The sequence below is a fragment of the Streptomyces sp. NPDC042371 genome (assembly GCF_056437465.1).
On the sequence record NZ_JBWKAP010000001.1, the window covers coordinates 853,217 to 873,745 of the forward strand.

The following is a 20,529-nucleotide window of genomic DNA, read 5'->3' on the forward strand; positions in this document are numbered from 1 at the left end:
TCTCCATACGAATTCGACCTCTTGAACGTACGGAGACGGGGGTGGTGTGGACCATGAGGACGGCTGGCGAACCCAGGGTGGGGAGAACCCCACCACGCGCGTTCAGGGATACCCTCACCGATCGTTTGGTAACCTAAATATTGACGCGTTCTTGACGCTCCCTTTGCCATCTTCTTTTGTTCCCTTACTTGCCACCCCTACGGGAGGAACGGGCCCATCGGACACGCAGACACCCTGATAGCCATGGGCGGCGCCTTTCTCGCCGCCGCAGTCCTCGCCCGCCTCGGCGGCCGCATCGGACTCCCCACCATTCCGCTCTTCATCCTGGCCGGGATCCTCCTCGGCCCCCACACCCCCGGTGTGGTCCTGGTCTCCAACCCCCACGACCTGGAAATGCTCTCGGCGCTCGGCCTGGTCCTGCTGCTCTTCTACCTGGGCCTCGAGTTCCACATGGACGACCTCAAGACCGGTGGCCGCAAGATGGCCATCGCCGGGGGCACCTATCTCGCCCTGAACGTCGGCGCCGGCCTGGGCTTCGGATTCGCGCTCGGCTGGGGCACCTCCGAAGCGCTGGTCCTCGCCGGAGTGCTCGGCATCTCCTCCTCGGCGATCGTCACGAAGGTCCTCGTCGACACCGGCAGGCTCGGCAACCCGGAAACGAAGCCGATCCTCGGCATCATCGTCGTCGAGGACATCTTCCTGGCCCTGTACCTCGCGGCGCTGCAGCCCATCCTGTCCGGCGCGGACAGTCTCGCCGCCGCCGTGATGGACGGCGGCAAGGCCTTCGGCTTCCTCCTCCTGCTCGCCCTCGCGGCCCGCTTCGGCACCAAGCTCGTCGGGCGCCTCATGGACACCAAGGACGACGAGCTGCTCGTCATCTCCTTCCTCGGCGTCGCCGTCTTCGTCGCCGGTGTCTCCGAGTGGTTCGGTGTCGCGGACGCCATCGGCGCGTTCATGGTCGGCCTGATGCTCGGCAGCACGGCGTCCGGCGACCGCATCCGCACCCTCGTGCACCCGCTGCGGGACGCCTTCGGCGCGATCTTCTTCTTCGCCTTCGGACTCTCCATCGACCCGGGCGACCTGCCGGTGGTGCTCTGGCCGGTCCTCGCCGCGGTCGCGGTGACGCTCCTGATGAACGTCCTCGCCGGGCTCGGCGCGGCGCGTGTGTACGGCTTCGGGGCGGGCCCCGCGGCGAACATCTCCACGACGCTGCTCGCCCGCGGCGAGTTCGCCCTGATCCTCGCCACGATGGCGGCGGGCGCGAGCCTCGACGAGCGCCTCTCCCCCTTCATCGCGGGGTACGTGCTGCTCCTCGCGGTCCTCGGACCGCTGGCCGCGGGACGCTCGGAGTGGCTGGCCCGGATCCTGCCGGGCGGCAAGGACGACGACGGCTACGGAGACGGCGCGTCCGGCGGCCCCAGCCCGTCGGAGAACCTGACCCGGAGCTCCGCGAGCAGCACGGCGTAGTCACGTCCGACGGTGACGGCCGCGGCGAAGACGGCATCGAGGGCGGCCCGCAGGGGGTTGTCCTCGACCGCGGCGTACAGGGCGGGGAGCGCGGAGAGCTGCTGCCGGGCGGCCGCCGGGTACGTCGGCCGGGCCGGGCCCACGGTCGTGTCCGGCACGGCAGGATCGTCGAGGATGCGGCGCACCACCTGGCCCTGGTCGTCGAAGGGCGCGGGCAGCGGCTGCCCGCGCTCGGCCGCCTCCAGGGCCGGAACGATCCAGTCGACGCGGTCGAGCCCGGCCTCCTCCACGGCGCGGCGCATGGCCCAGCGGGCGACGGCGCGCTGCTGCGTGGGGGCCAACCGGTCCAGGGCATGGGCGAGTTCGGAGTCGAGCTCAAGGACCCCCCAGATGTTGCCGCCCACGTTCCGTAGGCGGTCACTGGGCGGCTGCCCGCCCCAGGTGTGGCGTTCGGCCCGTTCCTGCGCCTCCCGGGCGGCCCGGTCCGCCGCTTCCCGCTCGCGGCGCTCCGCCTCGGCCCGCTGTTCGGCACGCCGCTCGACGGACGGGAGGTCGCGGGCCGTTCGGTGCCAGTACGCGGCGCAGTTCCCGGTCTGCTTGACCAGCCGGTCGCGTTCCGGCGGCGCGGGCCAGAACTGCAGGAGGTGCTCCTCGATGCCGGGGGACTCGATCAACTCGTCCTCCCTGTCGACGGCTTCGTCCAGCCTGCTGCCGCAGTAGCGGACCCGGTAGTCGATCTCTTCGAGGCCGAGCCGGAACGCCCCCATGCCGCCCCACAGGGCGAGCGCCGTCTCCGGCCCCACGGGACGGAAGGAGACCTCGACGATCTCCTCCCACTGGTCCTCCAGGAGCGGCGGGCTCTCGTGGACCTCCACCGTGAAATCGAGCTCCCCGGTGTGCAGGCCCGAGTTCAGGTACAGGAAGCCGGGTATCGCCGCGCCGCAGAGCCCGTTCTCCTGGCCCGCGCACGCGTCGTGGAAGCCCAGGCCCGTACCGTCCGGGTCGCTCTCCACGTAGAGCTGACCGTACGCCACGCTCACCAGACCGCTGACCGGCGTCCGCACGCCACCCACCTCACGCCTCCCGGCAGATCAGCAGCAGTGCCCTGTCGTCGTTCACGTCCTTTGCGACCGCCTCGATCAGGTGCCAGGCCGCGCCGTGGAAGCCTCCGGCCACATAGCGGTCGGCCTCGCCCGTCAGGCGGTCCATGCCCTCGGCGATGTCGCGGTCGGAGGTCTCGACCAGGCCGTCGGTGAAGAGCATCAGGACGTCGCCGGGGCGCAGGACTCCCTTGACGGGGTCGAACTGTGCGCCGTCGTAGACGCCGAGGAGCGGGCCCTGGCCCGTCTTCTCCTCCCAGCGGCCGCTGCCCGCGCTGAGCTGGAGGCCCGGCGGGTGGCCCGCGGAGAACAGTTCGTAGTCGCCGGTCTCCAGGTCGAGGACCAGGTGGATGGAGGTCGCGAAGCCCTCGTCCCAGTCCTGGCGGAGCAGATAGCCGTTGGCGGCGGGCAGGAAGGCGTGCGGGGGCAGCGAGCCGAGGAGGCCGCCGAAGGCGCCGGACAGGAGCAGGGCGCGCGATCCGGCGTCCATGCCCTTGCCCGAGACGTCGGTGAGGACGGCCTCCAGGGTGCGGCCGCCGTTCGTACGGGCCGCGACCACGAAGTCGCCGGAGAAGGACTGGCCGCCCGCCGGGCGCAGCGCCATCTCGCGGTGCCAGCCGCGCGGCAGCTTCGGCAGCTTGCTCTGGACGCGGATGCGCTCGCGCAGGTCGAAGAGCATGGTGCCGCCGCCGCGCCAGGGCACGCCGACCCGGCTGCGGAACTGGGCGATGAGAAGCCCGAAGAAGCCACAGGCGGCGACCACGAGGACCGTGCCCGGTGTGACGCGGGAGGCCCCTTCCGTGTACGGGCCGAGGCGGACGGATTCCACGATGAGGGCCACCGCCGACGCCGCGTACAGGCCGAGGAGGCTGGCCGGGCGCAGCAGCAGGCCGCCCGCGACGATGGGCAGGACGAGCGCGGCCGGTGAGAACCACACGTTGTTGATGATCGTGCAGGTGGTGATCACGGGGATGGTCAGGAGCAGACCGGCGAGGGCGACCCAGTCGGAGCCGTCGCCGCGGAAGTAGTCGACCCCGGATTTGCGCAGCGCGATGCGGGCCCGGTGCAGCCGCTTCTTCATCCGGGCCGTGAACGTATCGGCTTCTGCACGCCCTTCGCGTCGATCCCGCCGTACGCGACGTGCGAGCCGTGCTCGTCGTTCTGCCATTGCTCGTGGACCCTATCCAGCGGGCCGCGTACTTCGCACGGGAGGTCCCGGTTGTCCCCCGTCAGGGGCATGCCGCGGACGGGCGGCGACCGGGCCGCGGAGCATGAAAATCCTGTCGCATCGGGTGGTATTGCCCTGGTACGCATGGCATATGACAACGACAGACATGCGGGTGCTCGCGAAGGCCGACTGGGACGCGTGGTACGGATCGCTGGAGGTGGCGTTCGGCGGGGTCGCCGAGTCGGCCGAGGAGCGCGAGCTGTGGCGCACGCTCACCGAGCACGACCGTTCGGTGGGCGTGTGGGACGGGGATGCGTGCGTGGGGACGGCGGGGGCCTTCTCCTTCCGCCTTGCCGTGCCGGGCGGCGCGCTGGTGGACGCGGCGGGCGTGACGATGGTCGGCGTCGCGGCCACGCACCGGCGGCGCGGGATCCTGACGTCGATGATGCGGCGGCAGCTGGACGACGTGCGTGCGTGGGGCGAGCCGCTCGCCGTGCTCACCGCCTCCGAGCCGGTCATCTACGGCCGGTTCGGGTACGGCGCGGCGACCCGGCAGATGAAGGTCGACATCGACACGACGCGGGTGTCGCTGTCCGCCCCGCCCGGGACGGACGACGTACGTCTTCGGTACGTGCGGCCCGCCGACGTCCACGAGGACTGTGAGGCGCTGTACGCACGACGGGTGACCGCGCGTCCGGGCATGACGGCCCGGCAGCCCGGCTGGGAGCGGCTCGGGCTGCTCGACCCGCAGAGCGAGCGGAACGGCGCGTCGCCGCTGCAGTGCGTGGTCGCCGAGCGCGCGGGCGAGCTCGTCGGGTACGTGCGGTTCGCGGTGAAGCCCGACTGGGACTGGCAGGGCCCCAAGGGTTCGGTCCAGCTGCGCGACATCGAGGCCCTGGACCCGGCGGCGTACGCGGCGCTGTGGCGGTTCCTGTTCGACATCGACCTGACGTCGTCGGTCGTCTCGCGCAACCGCCCGACGGACGACGCGCTGCTGCAGCTGGTCTCCGACATCCGCCGCTGCGACATCTCGGTGCGGGACTCGCTGCACGTGCGGCTCGTCGAGGTGGGCGCGGCCCTTGAGGCGCGGACGTACCAGGCGCCCCTGGACGTGGTGTTCGAGGTCGAGGACGCCTTCTGCCCCTGGAACGAGGGGCGCTGGCGGCTCACCGGCGACGCGAAGGGCGCCTCGTGCGAGCGTACGGACGACGCGGCCGACCTCGCCCTGTCCGTACGGGAGTTGGGCGCCGCCTACCTCGGCGGCACCTCGCTCACGTCACTCGCGGGCGCGGGGCGGGTGCGGGAGCTGCGCCGGGGGGCGCTGGCCGAGGCGTCGGTGGCGTTTGGGTCGGACACGGAGCCGTGGCTGCCGCACGGGTTCTAGCCGGGGGCTTCAGGCGGGGCGGGGGCCGGGGTCAGGCGGGCCGTTGGCAGGTGGGGCACCAGAAGAGGTTGCGGGCGGCCAGGTCCGCGGTGCGGATGTCGCCGCCGCAGAGGTGGCAGGGCTGGTTCGCCCTTCGGTAGACGTAGACCTCGCCGCCGTGGTCGTCGACGCGCGGCGGGCGGCCCATCGCCTCCGGGGTGTGCTCGGGCCTGACGGTGTCGATGCGGTTGAGGCGTACGCCCTCGTGCATCAGCTCCACGAGGTCCGCCCAGATCGCGGTCCACTGCGCCTCGGTGAGGTCCTTGCCCGGGAGGTACGGGTCGATGCCGTGCCGGAAGAGGACCTCGGCGCGGTAGACGTTGCCGACGCCCGCGATGACCTTCTGGTCCATGAGGAGCGCGGCGATCGTGGTGCGGCTGCGGGAGATGCGGCGGTAGGCCTTCGCCGGGTCGTTCTCGGGGGCGCCCGCGGGGCGCAGGGGGTCGGGGCCGAGCCGGTCGTGTATCGCCTGCTTCTCCCCGTCCGTGATGAGGGCGCAGGTGGTGGGGCCGCGGAGGTCCGAGTGGTACGCGTCGTTCAGGAGCCGGAGGCGGACGGTGTCCGTGGGGGGCGGGGCGGGGGTCTCCCCCAGGGCGTACTTGCCGAAGAGGCCGAGGTGGATGTGGATCCAGCCGGTGCCCTCGAAGCCGAGGAAGAGGTGCTTGCCGTGGGCCTCGGCGGTGTCCATCACCTGGCCGGTGACGAGGGCGGCGCTGTCGGAGAACTTGCCCTGCGGGCTGGTCGCGCGGACGGGGCGGCCCTGGAAGCGCTCCCGGTGGTCCTGCGCGAGCCGGTGAATCGTGTGCCCCTCCGGCACGGTGTCCCTCCGGGGTGGTGCGGGTCGGATCGCCTCAAGGGCTCGTCCTCAAACGCCGGACGAGCTGACATCGGCTCGCCCGGCACTTCGAGGAGCGGAGCCTGGAATCAGCCCCTCCGGCGTTTGAGGAGCGGGGTCCGGGGCGGAGCCCCGTGGCCTCGCTACGGCTGGGGATGGTGAGCGGGGATCGCGGGCAGCTCGCCCGTCTCCTCGTACGCCGACAGCATCTCGATGCGGCGCGTGTGACGCTCCTCACCCGAGTACGGCGTACCCAGGAAGATCTCGACGAACTTCGTCGCCTCTTCCTGCGTGTGCATGCGGCCGCCGATCGATACGACGTTCGCGTCGTTGTGCTCGCGGCCGAGCGCCGCCGTCTGCTCGCTCCAGGCCAGGGCCGCCCGCACGCCCTTCACCTTGTTCGCGGCGATCTGCTCGCCGTTGCCCGAGCCGCCGATGACGATGCCGAGTGCCTCCGGGTCCGCGGCGGTCCGCTCCGCGGCACGCAGGCAGAACGGCGGGTAGTCGTCCTGGGCGTCATAGATGTGGGGCCCGCAGTCGACGGGCTCATGGCCGTGGCTCTTGAGCCATTCGACCAGGTGGTTCTTGAGTTCGTAGCCGGCATGATCCGAGCCGAGGTACACGCGCATGGGTCCGAGTGTGGCACGCCGTGGGGCGGGTAGCCGCGACCGGGCAGGATGTTGATCTCCCTGGTCGGGACCTTGGTCCAGGCCTTAAGCACGGAATACAACGATCCGGATTCAGGACTTCCGTCCCGTTCACCCCTGAGTTTGAATGCGGGGGCTCGTGACCCGAGAACTTAAGGATTCGTCCATGACCTCGCAACCCTCCCTTGCGAAGGCAGACAGCACCCCCAATTCCCCTGGGGATCCGCAGTCTGGCGACAGTGGTGACACCGGTGACGGCCTGAAGGCGGGTCTCAAGAACCGCCACCTCTCCATGATCGCCATCGGTGGTGTGATCGGCGCGGGCCTCTTCGTCGGATCGAGCTCCGGCATCGCCGCCGCGGGGCCCGCCATCCTCGTCTCGTACGCCCTCGTCGGCACGATGGTCGTCCTCGTGATGCGGATGCTGGGCGAGATGGCCGCCGCACGGCCCGCCTCCGGCTCCTTCTCCACCTACGCCGACCAGGCGCTCGGCCGCTGGGCCGGGTTCTCCATCGGCTGGCTGTACTGGTTCTTCTGGGTCGTCGTGCTCGCGGTGGAGGCCACCGCGGGTGCCGTCATCCTCAACGGCTGGATACCCGCCGTACCGCAGTGGGGCTGGGCGCTCATCGTGATGGTCGTGCTCACCGCGACGAACCTCGTATCGGTGGGCTCCTACGGCGAGTTCGAGTTCTGGTTCGCCGGGATCAAGGTCGTCGCCATCGGCGGCTTCGTGGTCATCGGCCTGCTCGCCGTCTTCGGCGTGCTGCCCGGCTCCGACAACCCCGGCGCCGGATTCGCGCACCTCACCGACGCGGGCGGCTTCATGCCCAAGGGCGCGGGCGCCATCCTCACCGGTGTGCTGATGGTCGTCTTCTCCTTCATGGGCAGCGAGATCGTCACGCTGGCCGCCGGTGAGTCCGAGGACCCGCAGCGCGCCGTCACCAAGGCGACCAACAGCGTCATCTGGCGCATCGGCGTCTTCTACCTGGGTTCGATCTTCGTCGTCATCACCCTGCTTCCGTGGAACGACAAGTCGATCGTCAAGGACGGCAGTTACGTCGCCGCGCTGAACTCGATCGGCATCCCGCACGCCGGTCAGGTCATGAACGTCATCGTCCTCACCGCCGTGCTCTCCTGCCTCAACTCCGGCCTGTACACCGCCTCCCGCATGGCCTTCTCGCTCGGCCAGCGCGGCGACGCGCCCAAGGCCTTCGCGCGCACCAACAAGCGGGGCGTGCCGCAGGCCGCGATCCTCGGCTCGGTCGTCTTCGGTTTCGTCGCCGTCTGGTTCAACTACCAGTGGAAGGACACCGTCTTCGACTTCCTGCTGAACTCCTCGGGCGCGGTGGCCCTCTTCGTGTGGCTGATGATCTCCTTCACGCAGCTGCGGATGCGCGGGATCATCCTGCGCGAGGAGCCGGAGAAGCTCGTCGTGAAGATGTGGCTCTTCCCGTATCTGACGTGGGTCACGATCGCGATGATCTCGTTCGTCCTCGTCTACATGCTGACCGACGAGGCAGGCCGCAAGCAGGTGCTGCTCTCGCTGCTCGCCGCCGCCTTCGTGGTCGCCTTCTCGCTGATACGGGAGAAGGTCAGGCCCAGGGACGCGGTCGACGCCTGACCCCTCCCCCCGCTCCGACGCCGCCCCCGCGGGCCATCCGCGGGGGCGGCGTCGTTCACCGGAATTCCGGTGGAGCCACGGAGGAGTTGACGGCGGGACGGCCCGCCGGTGAGTAATGCTCTCCTGTGTCAGACACGACAACGGAGGCTCCCGTGGACTACACCGCACAGCGACTCGTGTTCCGGCCGGACGACGCCGGATACGACGAGGAGGTCGCCGGAATGCAGACCGGTTTCGCGACGCGGCCCGACATCGTCTTCGGCGCCGGAAGTGCCGACGACGTGGTCGCCGCGGTGTCGTACGCGGCCGAAGCCGGACTGCCCGTCGGCGTCCAGGCCACCGGGCACGGCCTGCCGGGGGCATCGGAGGGCGGCGTCCTGATCAGCACGCGGCGCATGGACTCCGTGCGCATCGACCCCGAGGCCCGCACCGCCACCTTCGGCGCGGGCGCCCGCTGGGGCCAGGTCGTCGAGGCCTCCGTGGAGCACGGCCTCGCCCCGCTGAACGGCACGGCGCCGTCCGTGGGCGCCGTCGGCTACACGCTCGGCGGTGGACTCGGCATCCTTGGCCGTGAGTTCGGGTACGCGGCCGACCACGTCCGCTCGGTCGACGTCGTCACCGCGGACGGCGTCCTGCGCCACGTCACACGGGAGAGCGACCCGGAGCTCTTCTGGGGCCTGCTCGGCGGCGGCGCGCACCTCGGCGTGGTCACGGAGCTGGAGATCGGCCTGGTGCCGGTGGCGCGGCTGTACGGCGGTGCGCTGACGTTCGACGGCAGGGCGGTCGACCCGGCCGCGGTGCTGCGCGGCTACGAGGAGTGGACGCGGACCCTGCCCGACGAGGTGACGTCGTCGCTCGCCGCGCTCGTCTACCCGGACCTGCCGCACCTCCCGCCGCACCTGCGGGGCAGCTATCTCGTCCTGATCCGGGTCGCGTTCACCGGCCAGGAGGCCGAGGGGGAGCGGCTCGTGGCGCCGCTGCGCGAGCTCGGGCCCACGGTGTCGGACACGCTGCGGGAGATGCCGTACGCCGAGAGCCCCTCCATCCACGGCGACCCGGACTTCCCGCACGCCTTCTACGGCGACAACGCCGTCCTGAGCACCCTCGACGTCGAGGCGGCAGGTGACATCCTCACGCTGGCCGGGCCCGAGGCGGCCACGATGCACATCCTGCAGCTCAACCACCTGGGCGGAGCGCTGGCGCGGCCCGCGCACAACGCCGTCCCCTACCGCGAGGCGGGCTGGCTGCTCCGGCTCCTGTCGCCGCTGGACGGGACGGACGTCGAAGCCCAGCGGAAGGTGCACGCGGAGGCGTTCGGGCTCGTGGCGCCGCAGACCCTGGGGCGGTCGCTCAACTTCGTCTTCGGCGGCAGCGACCGTCCTGACGGGCTGTACGACGCGGAGACGCGGAAGAGGCTCGCCGCGTTGAAGGCCACGTACGACCCGGCGAACCTCTTCAGGCGGAACTACAGCGTCGGTTAGGGCCCTGACCCGCTGTCAGCGGTCCAGGAACTTCCACGCCGTGGGCAGCGCGCCCATCGCGAGCGCGGCCTTCAGGGCGTCACCGATCAGGAAGGGCGTGAGCCCGGCGGCGACGGCCTGGGTCAGCGACATGCCGGTGGCGGCGGCCAGGTACGGGACGCCGACCGCGTAGATGATCGCGGAGCCGAGGACCATCGTGCCCGCCGTGCGCAGCACCGAGCGGTCGCCACCGCGGCGGGCCAGGGCGCCCACCACCGTGGCGGCGAGCAGCATGCCGAGGACGTAGCCGAGGGACGGGGCCGCGGCGCCGGATCCCGCCTGCGCGAACCACGGCATGCCCGCCATGCCCACGAGGGCGTACAGGGCGAGCGAGAGGAAGCCGCGGCGGGCGCCCAGCGACGTGCCGACGAGCAGCGCGGCGAAGGTCTGTCCGGTCACCGGCACCGGGGAGCCCGGCACGGGCACCGCGATCTGGGCGGCGATGCCGGTGAGCGCGGCGCCGCCGAGCACGAGGGCCGCGTCCTTCACGCGGGACGCGGGCAGCAGGTCGGCGAGGACCTGGCCGGGACGGGTGGTGGCAGCGGCGATGCTCATCGGGACTCCGCGGGGGACGTGGGCAGGTGGGAACGCGTTGACGCTATCCCAGGCGACGCGGCGGCAACACGGTCATCGGCCGACAACCCGGGGGCGGGGCCTTGGTGGGCTCCGTACAAAGGGATCCGCGTACACCTCGGGCGGCGTGATGCTCGTCACTGAGGTCGGCGGGTGGGTGCCCCGTTTTGCGCGAGGGGCCGCCCCGCGGGGAGACTGTGGAGTCCCACCAAAGCCTTGTGACCCCCGAGAGCAGCCTGAGCACCATGCACGACGCACCATCGGACAGCCCGCCCGTGCCGGGGTCGAGGCCGGAGCCCCTCGGTGGTGGTCTCAAGCAGCGTCACCTCACCATGCTGGGGCTGGGCGGTGTCATCGGTGCCGGGCTCTTCGTGGGGTCGGGGGCCGGGATCTCGGTGGCGGGGCCCGGCATCGTCGTCTCGTATCTGATCGCGGGCGCGCTCGCGATGTGTGTGATGCGGATGCTCGGCGAGATGTCGGCCGCGATGCCCGCATCGGGTTCCTTCTCCGTGCACGCGGAGCGCGCGCTCGGCCGCTGGGCGGGGTTCAGCGTCGGCTGGCTCTACTGGTTCCTGCTGGTGGTGGTGCTCGCCGTGGAGGCGACCGGCGCCGCGCAGATCGCCAACGGCTGGGCGCCCGCGGTGCCGCAGTGGGCCTGGGTGCTGGTCTTCATGCTGGTCTTCACCGCGGCCAACCTGGCGTCGGTGAAGAACTTCGGCGAGTTCGAGTTCTGGTTCGCGACGCTGAAGGTCTTCGCGATCGTCGCGTTCCTGATCCTCGGTCTGCTCGCGGTCTTCGGGGTGCTTCCGGAGACGGATCCGGTGGGCCTGACGAACCTGACCGGACAGGGCGGGTTCCTGCCGCACGGCTGGGACGGTGTCGTCTCGGGCGTCCTCGCCGTCGTCTTCGCGTTCGGCGGCCTGGAGGTCGTGACGATCGCGGCCGCCGAGTCGGACGACCCGGTGCGCTCGGTCGCCCGCGCGGTGCGCAGCGCGGTCTACCGGATCCTCTTCTTCTACGTCGGGTCGATGCTGGTCATCGTGACGGTGCTGCCCTGGACGGCACAGAAGGCGGGAGCGAGTCCGTATGTGACGGTCCTCGACTCGATCGGGGTGCCGTCCGCCGGGACGATCATGAACATCGTGGTGTTCGTGGCGCTGCTGTCCGCCCTGAACGCCAACCTCTACGGGTCGTCCCGGATGGTCTTCTCGCTGGCCGAGCGCGGTGAGGCGCCCAAGGCGCTCCTGAAGGTGTCCGGCGGCGGGGTGCCGCGCCGCGCGGTCCTCGCGTCCGTCGCCTTCGGCTTCGTGTCCGTGGTCCTCAATCTGAAGTGGCCGGACTCCGTCTTCCTCTACATGCTCAACTCCGTCGGGGCGGTCCTCCTCTTCGTCTGGGCGCTGATCGCGGTCTCGCAGCTGCGGCTGCGCCGGCGCATCGAGCGCGAGGCACCGGAGCGGCTCGTGCTGCGGATGTGGGCGTTCCCTTATCTGACGTGGGCGGCGCTGGCCGCGATGGTCGCCGTGCTGGGCCTGATGCTGACGGACGAGGATGCGCGGCCGCAGTTGCTGTGGTCGGCGGGGGCGACGGCGCTGGTCCTGGTGGTCGCGGGGCTGCGGGAGTGGCGCGAAAGCAACATGAACAACAGGTGAACCTGGTGTGCGTATTCCTTCACAAAGTGTGAGCGTCGTGTCCGTATAGCGGTCAAGTGTTCCCTGTCAGCGGTACCGGACCTCAGACTGTGGGCCGCTCGCTCCCCCGTCTCGGCTACTGAACAGGGCACGCCCATGTCTCGGACGTCCACCCACCAGGACGCAGCACCCGACGAAGCACCGAAGGCCGACTCCCCGCTGGTGCACGGCCTCAAGCAGCGGCATCTCTCCATGATCGCCCTCGGTGGCGTGATCGGCGCCGGTCTCTTCGTGGGCTCCGGGGCGGGCATCGCCGCGGCCGGTCCCTCGATCGTCCTCGCCTACGCCATATCCGGCGCGCTCGTCATGCTCGTGATGCGCATGCTGGGCGAGATGTCGGCCGCGAACCCCGCGTCGGGTTCCTTCTCGGTCCACGCCGAGCGGGCCATCGGCCCCTGGGCGGGCTTCACCGCGGGCTGGGGCTTCTGGTTCCTGCTCTGCGTCGCCGTCGGCCTCGAAGGCATCGGCGCCGCCAAGATCATGGTCGGCTGGTTCCCCGACAGCCCGGAGTGGGCGTGGGTCGCCCTCTTCATGCTGGTGTTCTGCGCCGCCAACCTGACGGCCGTGAAGAACTTCGGCGAGTTTGAGTTCTGGTTCGCCGCTCTCAAGGTCGGCGCCATCACGCTCTTCCTCGGCATCGGCGTCCTCGCGATCCTCGGCATCCTGCCCGGCTCGGACACCTCGGCCCCCGGCCTGGAGAACCTCACCGGCGAGGGCGGCTTCATGCCGAACGGCACGGACGGGCTGATCATCGGCCTCCTCGCCTCCGTCTTCGCGTACGGCGGTCTGGAGACCGTCACGATCGCCGCCGCCGAGTCCGAGAACCCGGTCAGGAGCGTCGCCAAGGCCGTGCGCACCGCGATGTGGCGCATCGCCGTCTTCTACGTCGGCTCGATGCTCGTCGTCGTGACGCTGCTGCCGTGGGACAACAAGGAAGTCGTCGCCAAGGGCCCGTACGTCGCCACGCTCGACCACCTGGGCATCCCCGGCGCCGGCGAGATCATGAACGTCATCGTCCTGGTCGCCCTGCTCTCCGCGATGAACGCCAACATCTACGGCGCCTCGCGCATGTCGTACTCCCTGATCGAGCGCGGCCAGGGCCCCAAGGCGCTCGGCAAGGTCTCGGGTGGCGTGCCGCGCCTCGCGGTACTCGCCTCCTCGGTCTTCGGCTTCGTCTGTGTGCTGCTCAGCTACTGGCGTCCGGACGACGTCTTCCCCTGGCTGCTCAACATGATCGGCGCGATGATCCTGATGGTCTGGATCTTCATCGCCGTCTCGCAGCTGATCCTGCGCCGCAGGACCGAGCGCGAGGCGCCGGAGAAGCTGGTCATCAAGATGTGGGCGTTCCCGTTCCTGACCTGGGTGGCGCTGGCCGCCATGGCGTACGTCTTCTATCTGATGACCGACCAGCCCGACACGCGCAAGCAGCTGCTCGCCACGGGCGCGCTGACGCTGGCGCTCGCGGTGATCGGAATCGTGCGGCAGAAGATAGCGGAGAAGCGGGCGGCGGCGGCCGCCTAGGGCCCTGGCCGCAGACTCCCCGAGAAGCCCCGGACCTGGTGGTCCGGGGCTTCTTCGCATGCGCGGATATTCCCGTACGGACCTAGGACGAAGGGCTGATCAACTTCTCCAGCCACCTGCTGCTAGCCTGCACTTGCGAGAGACTTGCAATAACTTGAGAATCACAGCAGAGCAGCAGTCGGAGGGCTCGGATCATGGCCATTTACACGCTTCCTGAACTTCCGTACGACTACGCGGCGCTCGAACCTGTCATCAACCCGCAGATCATCGAGCTGCACCACGACAAGCACCACGCGGCGTACGTGAAGGGCGCGAACGACACTCTTGAGCAGCTGGAGGAGGCGCGCGACAAGGAGACGTGGGGCGCCATCAACGGCCTGGAGAAGAACCTCGCGTTCCACCTCTCCGGCCACATCCTCCACAGCATTTACTGGCACAACATGAACAGCCCGAAGGACGGTGGCGGCGGCGAGCCGCTGGCCGCGGACGGCGTGGGCGACCTCGCCGACGCGATCACCGAGTCGTTCGGCTCCTTCGCCAAGTTCAAGGCCCAGCTGACCAAGGCCTCGGCGACGACGCAGGGCTCGGGCTGGGGCGTGCTCGCCTACGAGCCGCTCAGCAACCGCCTCATCGTCGAGCAGGTCTACGACCACCAGGGCAACATCGGCCAGGGCTCGACGCCGATCCTGGTCTTCGACGCCTGGGAGCACGCCTTCTACCTGCAGTACAAGAACCAGAAGGTCGACTTCATCGAGGCCATGTGGAAGGTCGTCAACTGGCAGGACGTGGCCAAGCGTTACGCGGCCGCGAAGGAGCGCGTGAACAGCCTCCTGCTGGCCCCGTGAGGCTGCTCCCGTAAAGAACGTCCTGCCTCGTGATCGTCTTCTCAACTTTCGCCGAGGCGGGCGGATGAAGGAAAGGCCCCCGTGAGGACGTGACTCACGGGGGCCTTTCGGCATGCCGGGTGCTCAGTCGAAGATCGGGCCCTGGGTGCGGGTGCGCTTGATCTCGTAGAAGCCCGGGGTCGAGGCCACCAGCAGGGTGCCGTCCCAGAGCCTGGCCGCCGCCTCGCCCTTGGGGGCCGGGGTCACGACGGGGCCGAAGAAGGCGACCTGCGAGCCGTCGGCGCCGGGGACGGCGATGACCGGCGTGCCGACCTCCTGGCCGACCTTGTCGATGCCCTCCTGGTGGGAGGCGCGCAGTTCCTTGTCGTACGCGTCCGAGTCCATGTAGTCGACGAGGTCGGCGGGCAGACCGGCGTCCTCGAGGGCCCCGACGACCGCCTCGCGCGTGGCGCCCTCGCCACGGTTGTGGAAACGGGTGCCGAGCGCGGTGTAGAGCTTGCCGAGGATCTCGTCGCCGTGCTTCTGCTGGGCGGCGATGACCACCCGGACCGGGCCCCAGGCCTTCGTCTCGAGCATCTCGCGGTACTCCGCGGGGAGGTCGTCGAGCTTGTCCTCGTTCAGGACGGCGAGGCTCATCACATGCCAGCGGACCTCCACGTCGCGGAGCTTCTCGACCTCGAGCATCCACCGGGACGTCATCCAGGCCCAGGGGCACAGCGGGTCGAACCAGAAATCGACGGGGGTCTTGCTGCCGTTCTCGGACATGTCTCTCCCTAGGGAATCCGTTCGCATCCGGCCGGGAAAACGTCCGTGACGCATCGGGGCATTCCCGGATGTCGACCGCTGACCGCACATGCGAGGATCGTAGACATTCGTACGAGTGACGCGCGTCATGTGCGTCGTGCGAGCCACAGTCCATGCGAGTCACAAGGGAGTGCCGCCCGTGCCCGGTGAGAATCTGTCCCGCGACGAGGCCCACGAGAGGGCCGCGCTGCTGTCCGTCGAGGGCTACGAGGTCTTCCTCGACCTGCGTTCGGCGATCGGCGAGAGCGGTCAGGAGCCGCGCACGTTCCGTTCGGTCACCACGATCCGGTTCCGCAGCGCCGAGCCGGGCGCCGCGACCTTCGCCGACCTGATCGCGCCGAGCGTCACGGCGGTGTCGCTCAACGGCAAGGACCTGGACCCCTCCGAGGTCTTCGACGGCACCAGGATCGCGCTGGAGGACCTGGCCGAGGAGAACGAACTGGTGGTGGACGCCCAGTGCGCCTACAGCCGCACCGGTGAGGGCATGCACCGCTTCGTCGACCCGGAGGACGGCGAGGTCTATCTCTACACGCAGTACGAGCCCGCGGACTCCCGCCGCGTCTTCGCCAACTTCGAGCAGCCCGACCTCAAGGCGCCCTACCGCTTCTCGGTCCAGGCCCCCGAGGGATGGACCGCGTGGTCCAACGGCGAGGGCGAGCTGACCGACGGCGTATGGAAGTTCGCCGAGACGAAGCCCATCTCGACGTACATCACGGCGGTCGTGGCAGGCCCGTATCACTACGTGACGGACTCCTACACCCGCGTCCTGGAGGACGGCTCCCGCCTGGAGATCCCGCTCGGCGCGATGTGCCGCAAGGGCCTCGCCCCGCACTTCGACGCCGACGACGTCTTCCTCGTCACCAAGCAGGGCCTGGACTTCTTCCACGACAACTTCGACTACCCGTACCCCTTCGGGAAGTACGACCAGGCGTTCGTGCCGGAGTACAACCTCGGCGCGATGGAGAACCCGGGCCTGGTGACCTTCCGCGAGGAGTTCATCTTCCGCGGCAAGGTGACCCAGGCGTCGTACGAGCGCCGGGCCAACGTCATCCTCCACGAGATGGCGCACATGTGGTTCGGCGACCTGGTCACCATGCGGTGGTGGGACGACCTGTGGCTCAAGGAGTCCTTCGCCGACTTCATGGGCTCCTTCTCGATGGTGGAGGCGACCCGCTTCACCAACGGCTGGATCACCTTCGCCAACAACCGCAAGGCGTGGGCCTACCGCGCCGACCAGCTCCCCTCCACGCACCCGGTCACGGCCGACATCCGCGACCTGGAGGACGCCAAGCTCAACTTCGACGGGATCACGTACGCCAAGGGCGCCTCGGTCCTCAAGCAACTCGTGGCGTACGTCGGCCGGGACGCGTTCCTGGAAGGCGCCCGCCGCTACTTCAAGCGGCATGCGTACGGCAACACGGCCCTCGGCGACCTGCTGTCGGTCCTGGAGGAGACCTCCGGGCGCGACATGGCGTCCTGGTCGCGCGCCTGGCTCCAGACGGCCGGGGTCAACTCCCTGACCCCGCAGGTCATCCTGAACGCGGAGGGCCGGATCACCGAGCTCTCCGTCCTCCAGGAGGCCGCCGAGTCCCACCCCGAACTGCGCCCGCACCGCGTGGCCGTGGGTCTCTACCGCAGGGCGGCGGGCGGCGACCTGGAGCGGTACGCACGCGCGGAGGTCGACGTCGACGGACCGCGCACCGTCGTGTCCGAGCTGGCCGGCGAGACGGCACCCGAGCTCGTCCTGGTCAACGACGACGACCTGACGTACTGCAAGATCCGCTTCGACGAGAACTCGCTGGCCACGCTGCGGGACCACCTCGGCGACATCACCGACCCGCTGGCCCGCGCCCTGTGCTGGTCCGCGCTGTGGAGCCTCACGCGGGACGGGCTCATGCCCGCGCGGGACTTCATCGGGCTCGTGCTGCGCTTCGCCGGGCGCGAGAGCGACATCGGCGTGCTGCAGATGCTGCACGCGTGGACGAACTCCGCCGTCACGCACTACGCCGCGCCCGAGTGGCGCGAGGAGGGCGCACGGGCGCTCGCCGAGGGTGCGCTGCGGGAGCTGCGGATCGCGGCGCCGGGCAGCCAGCACCAGCTGACGTGGGCGCGGTTCTTCGCCGCGGTGGCGTCGTCGGCGGCCGACCTGCAGCTGCTGCAGGGCCTGCTCGACGGCAACGCCAAGATCGACGGCCTGGAGGTCGACCAGGAGCTGCGCTGGGCGTTCCTGAGCCCGCTGGCCGCGCACGGCGCCGCCGACGAGGAGGCGCTCGCCGCCGAGCTGGCCAGGGACGACACGGCTTCCGGCAAGCGGCACCAGGTGCGGTGCCTGGCCGCGCGGCCCTCGGCGGCGGTCAAGGCGCAGGCGTGGGCCTCCGTGGTGGAGTCCGACCAGCTGTCCAACGCGCTGGTCGAGGCGACGATCGCGGGATTCGCGCAGCCCTCGCAGCGAGAGCTCGCGGCGCCCTACGTGTCCAAGTACTTCGCGGCGATCGAGCGGGTGTGGGCCGAGCGGTCCATCCAGATCGGCATGGACGTGGTGCGGGGCCTGTTCCCGCAGCTGCAGGGCGACGCGGCGACGCTGGCGGCGGCGGACGAGTGGCTGACCGCGCACGAGGCGTCCGCGCCTGCCCTGCGCCGTCTGGTCCTTGAGGCCCGCGACGACCTCGCGCGGTCGCTGCGGGCACAGGCGTGCGACGCGGGCGCGGCCCTCTAGCGCAGAGCGAGGGAAGGGCCTGTGCCGCCGTCTCGCGGCGGCGCAGGTCAGGCGATGTTCCCGGGGCTGGGGATCATCGGCTGTCGAACGCCCGTGCTTTAGGGCGAGGTTGTCCTGGTTTGTCGACGGGCGTGTAACAGCGGTTAGCGGGGCGAGGGGGCGCGGGAACGACCGGGTCATGAACCACAACGCCCCGCTCTCCCCCCTCCCCCTCACGCACCTCGCCGACGCCCGCCCCCGCGTCATGAGCACGGCCCAGCTCGGCGAGCACGGCGTCTCCGCCGCGGACGCGGGCGCGCACTGCCGCCCGGGCGGCCCCTGGCAGCAGCTCCTGCCCGGCGTCTGCCTGCTGCACCCCGGCCCGCCGACCAGCGAGGAGCGGCTGCACGGCGCCCTGTTGTACGCGGGACGGCTGCCCGCCCGCCAGGCCAGGGCCGTGCCCTCGCAGCCCCGCGCGGGCGAGCCGCACGCCGCCTACGCCGACGCGATGATCACGGGGCTCGCCGCGCTCGCCCTGCACCGCTTCTCGTCCGCTCCCCCACTGCTCTCCCTGGACCGCATCGACGTCCTGGTGCCCCGCACCCGGCGGCTGCGCTCCGTGGGCTTCGCCCGGCTCGTGCGCAGCGCCGCGATGCCGACTCCCCAGCAGATCACGGGGGTGCCGGTCGCCCCCGTGCCCCGCGCGCTCGCCGACGCCGTGGCGCAGCTCGACGACGCGGGTGCCGTGCGGCGGCTGCTCACCGAGGCGGTGCGCGGCGGACACTGCGAACCGGCCGCCGTCGTACGGGAGTTGAACCAGGCCCGGCTGCTGTCCCGCCCGCACGTGGTGGACGCCGTCGACTCGCTGATCGCCGAGGGGCGGGCCATCGCCGAGGACCGGCTGTACCGGATGGTCGCCGAGCACGGCCTGCCCGACCCGATGTGGAACGTCGACCTGCGCCTGCCCGGCGGCCCGCACCTCGGCGGCGTCGACGCCTACTGGCCCGACCAGGCCGTGGCCGTGGAGCTGGACACCCGGGCGCCCAGGCAGGGCCTCCGGCAGGGGGACGACGACGCGCTGTGGTCCGAGTACGTCCGCAAGCGTGAGCACCTGGAGCGGCTTGGCATCACCGTCGTCCACATCACCCCGCGCAAGCTCAGGGACTCGCTGGAGCAGCAGGCCACGGTGGTGCGGACGGCGCTGATGGCGTCGAACGACCGGGAGCCCGCGGCGTATGTCGTGGTGCTGCCCAGATAGCGCGTCCGCCCGTCCCTCCTCGCCGCCGCCTCAGCCCTTCCCGCAGAACTCCGCGTCGAGCACCGCCCGCATCTCGCCCCCGGGCCCGTTGAAGTTGAGCGCCACCGCATGGCGGCCGTCCGCCGTCGAGGCCGCGCCGTTCGCCGAGCCGTGGATGTCACCACCGTGGCCCCAGACGACCCTGCCGCAGTCGGTCTTGAAGGGCTCCAGACCCAGTCCGTACCGCTGGCCGGGCTTGTTCTCGCCCTTCGGGACGGTGGTCTTCATCTCGGCGAGCTGCTTCCGGGGCAGGAGCTTGCCCCGCAGCAGCGCCGTGTAGAAGCGGTTCAGGTCCGCCGAGTCGGAGATCATCCCGCCCGCCGCTCCCGCGACGGACGGATTGAGCTCCGTCACGTCGTGGTTCTTGGCGCCGGGGGCGTCGGAGAGCTTGGTGTACGCCCGCGAACTGGGCTGCGGCAGGGTCGGGCCGGTGGCGGGGACCGAGGTTTCGCGCAGGCCCAGCGGCTCGATGATGCGCTGCTCGATCTCCTGCGCGTACGGCTTGCCGGTGATCCGCTCGATGAGCTTGCCCGCGATGACGTAGTTGGTGTTGGAGTAGTGCCAGCCGGTGCCGGGCTCGAAGTCCGGCTTGTGGCGCATGGCGATGGCGATGTGCTGTTCGGGGGTCCAGGTGTCGTAGCGGTGGTCGAGGAACTCCTCGGAGAACACCTTGCGCTGGACCTCCTCGTCGGACATCACGTCGAAGATGCCGCTGGTGTGGTTGAGGAGCTGGCGGACGGTGATCCGGTTGCCGTCGTGGCCGTTCCCCTCGACGACGCCGGGCAGCCACCGCCCGACCTTGTCGTCCAGGCCGAGCCGCCCCTCGGCCACCAGTTGGAGGACCACCGTCGAGACGAAGGTCTTGGTGATGCTGCCGACCCGGAAGTGATCGTGGGCGCCGCGCGGGGTCTGCCGGGCGAGGTCGCCGATGCCCGCGGCGGCGTTCCAGGTGCCGTGCCGGTCCTTCGCCTGCACGGTGACGCCGGGGGCGTCCTCGTTCAGGGCGGCCTTCATCGCGCGCAGCGTCGCGCGGTGTCCGTCCCCCGACTTCCCCGCCCCGGGCGTCGCGGCGAGCGCGGGGGCCACGAGCGCCCCTGCCGTCACCGTCACGGCCAGCGCCACCGTCACTCCTGCCCGCCCTGCCCGCCCTGCCCGCCCTGCCCGTCCCGTCCGCCCCGTCCAACCCGTCCGGCCTGTCTGTCCTGCACTTCCTCTACCTGCCGCCATGTTCTGCCCCTCCCGGCGTCCGGTTCCTCACTGTCGTCGGGCGAGGGGACCTGCGGCCCGATGCCGGAGGTTGAGCGGTGCACCGGGGTTGGGTGCGA

At 70.7% G+C, this 20,529-nt stretch carries 16 protein-coding genes; 9 read left to right on the forward strand and 7 right to left on the reverse strand.

What is annotated here, in order from left to right:
* Positions 1 to 243 precede the first annotated feature (243 nt).
* Positions 244 to 1,467 (forward strand): cation:proton antiporter, encoded by a 1,224-nt coding sequence (locus tag AC068B_RS03780; RefSeq protein WP_478668764.1) that lies wholly within the window; start codon positions 244 to 246, stop codon positions 1,465 to 1,467.
* Here AC068B_RS03780 and AC068B_RS03785 read toward each other — a convergent pair.
* Positions 1,392 to 2,531, reverse strand: a complete 1,140-nt coding sequence (locus AC068B_RS03785) for a hypothetical protein (RefSeq protein WP_478668766.1) — start codon at positions 2,529 to 2,531, stop codon at positions 1,392 to 1,394. The two genes, AC068B_RS03780 and AC068B_RS03785, sit on opposite strands and share 76 nt — an antisense overlap.
* Before the next feature lie 10 nt (positions 2,532 to 2,541).
* The gene (locus AC068B_RS03790; RefSeq protein WP_478668768.1) at positions 2,542 to 3,648 is read right to left on the reverse strand and encodes a PP2C family protein-serine/threonine phosphatase; all 1,107 of its coding nucleotides are present in this window, start codon (positions 3,646 to 3,648) and stop codon (positions 2,542 to 2,544) included.
* Between the two features lie 238 nt (positions 3,649 to 3,886).
* On the opposite strand from AC068B_RS03790, the gene AC068B_RS03795 reads away from it, so the two are divergent.
* A complete protein-coding gene (locus AC068B_RS03795; RefSeq protein ID WP_478668770.1) occupies positions 3,887 to 5,119 on the forward strand; it encodes a GNAT family N-acetyltransferase in 1,233 nt (410 codons plus the stop codon).
* A gap of 31 nt (positions 5,120 to 5,150) precedes the next feature.
* Here AC068B_RS03795 and AC068B_RS03800 read toward each other — a convergent pair whose 3' ends face one another.
* Both AC068B_RS03800 and AC068B_RS03805 read right to left on the reverse strand, forming a co-directional pair.
* Positions 5,151 to 5,975 carry an Fpg/Nei family DNA glycosylase gene (locus AC068B_RS03800; RefSeq protein WP_478668772.1) on the reverse strand — a complete coding sequence of 275 codons (825 nt, stop codon included), beginning with the start codon at positions 5,973 to 5,975 and terminating at the stop codon, positions 5,151 to 5,153.
* Between the two features lie 161 nt (positions 5,976 to 6,136).
* A complete protein-coding gene (locus AC068B_RS03805; protein WP_478668774.1) occupies positions 6,137 to 6,622 on the reverse strand; it encodes a ribose-5-phosphate isomerase in 486 nt (161 codons plus the stop codon).
* Between the two features lie 184 nt (positions 6,623 to 6,806).
* Here AC068B_RS03805 and AC068B_RS03810 point away from each other — a divergent pair, with 184 nt between their 5' ends.
* Entirely contained in the window at positions 6,807 to 8,261 is a 1,455-nt protein-coding gene (locus tag AC068B_RS03810; protein WP_478668776.1) for an amino acid permease, read from the forward strand.
* A 221-nt stretch (positions 8,262 to 8,482) separates the two neighbouring features.
* Positions 8,483 to 9,742 (forward strand): FAD-binding oxidoreductase, encoded by a 1,260-nt coding sequence (locus AC068B_RS03815; RefSeq protein ID WP_478669240.1) that lies wholly within the window; start codon positions 8,483 to 8,485, stop codon positions 9,740 to 9,742.
* Positions 9,743 to 9,757: 15 nt separating this feature from the next.
* Here the strand turns inward: AC068B_RS03815 and AC068B_RS03820 are convergent, their stop codons facing one another.
* On the reverse strand, positions 9,758 to 10,336 hold the full coding sequence (locus AC068B_RS03820) for a biotin transporter BioY (RefSeq protein WP_478668778.1): 579 nt from the start codon (positions 10,334 to 10,336) through the stop codon (positions 9,758 to 9,760).
* A 263-nt stretch (positions 10,337 to 10,599) separates the two neighbouring features.
* Between AC068B_RS03820 and AC068B_RS03825 the strand changes: the two genes are divergently transcribed.
* The 3 genes from AC068B_RS03825 (at position 10,600) to AC068B_RS03835 (ending at position 14,408) form a co-directional block, all read left to right on the forward strand.
* The gene (locus AC068B_RS03825) at positions 10,600 to 12,003 is read left to right on the forward strand and encodes an amino acid permease (protein ID WP_478668779.1); all 1,404 of its coding nucleotides are present in this window, start codon (positions 10,600 to 10,602) and stop codon (positions 12,001 to 12,003) included.
* A gap of 135 nt (positions 12,004 to 12,138) precedes the next feature.
* Positions 12,139 to 13,563 (forward strand): amino acid permease, encoded by a 1,425-nt coding sequence (locus tag AC068B_RS03830; protein WP_356262596.1) that lies wholly within the window; start codon positions 12,139 to 12,141, stop codon positions 13,561 to 13,563.
* A gap of 194 nt (positions 13,564 to 13,757) precedes the next feature.
* A complete protein-coding gene (locus AC068B_RS03835; RefSeq protein ID WP_478668781.1) occupies positions 13,758 to 14,408 on the forward strand; it encodes a superoxide dismutase in 651 nt (216 codons plus the stop codon).
* 123 nt (positions 14,409 to 14,531) lie between these two features.
* Here the strand turns inward: AC068B_RS03835 and AC068B_RS03840 are convergent, their stop codons facing one another.
* Positions 14,532 to 15,173: a mycothiol-dependent nitroreductase Rv2466c family protein gene (locus AC068B_RS03840; protein WP_478668782.1), complete on the reverse strand. Its 642-nt coding sequence runs from the start codon at positions 15,171 to 15,173 to the stop codon at positions 14,532 to 14,534.
* A 178-nt stretch (positions 15,174 to 15,351) separates the two neighbouring features.
* On the opposite strand from AC068B_RS03840, the gene pepN reads away from it, so the two are divergent.
* Both pepN and AC068B_RS03850 read left to right on the forward strand, forming a co-directional pair.
* Positions 15,352 to 17,928 (forward strand): aminopeptidase N, encoded by a 2,577-nt coding sequence (pepN, locus tag AC068B_RS03845; protein WP_478668783.1) that lies wholly within the window; start codon positions 15,352 to 15,354, stop codon positions 17,926 to 17,928.
* A gap of 178 nt (positions 17,929 to 18,106) precedes the next feature.
* Entirely contained in the window at positions 18,107 to 19,165 is a 1,059-nt protein-coding gene (locus AC068B_RS03850) for a hypothetical protein (RefSeq protein WP_478668784.1), read from the forward strand.
* Positions 19,166 to 19,195: 30 nt separating this feature from the next.
* Here AC068B_RS03850 and AC068B_RS03855 read toward each other — a convergent pair whose 3' ends face one another.
* Positions 19,196 to 20,326, reverse strand: a complete 1,131-nt coding sequence (locus AC068B_RS03855) for a serine hydrolase domain-containing protein (RefSeq protein WP_478668786.1) — start codon at positions 20,324 to 20,326, stop codon at positions 19,196 to 19,198.
* Positions 20,327 to 20,529 lie beyond the last annotated feature (203 nt).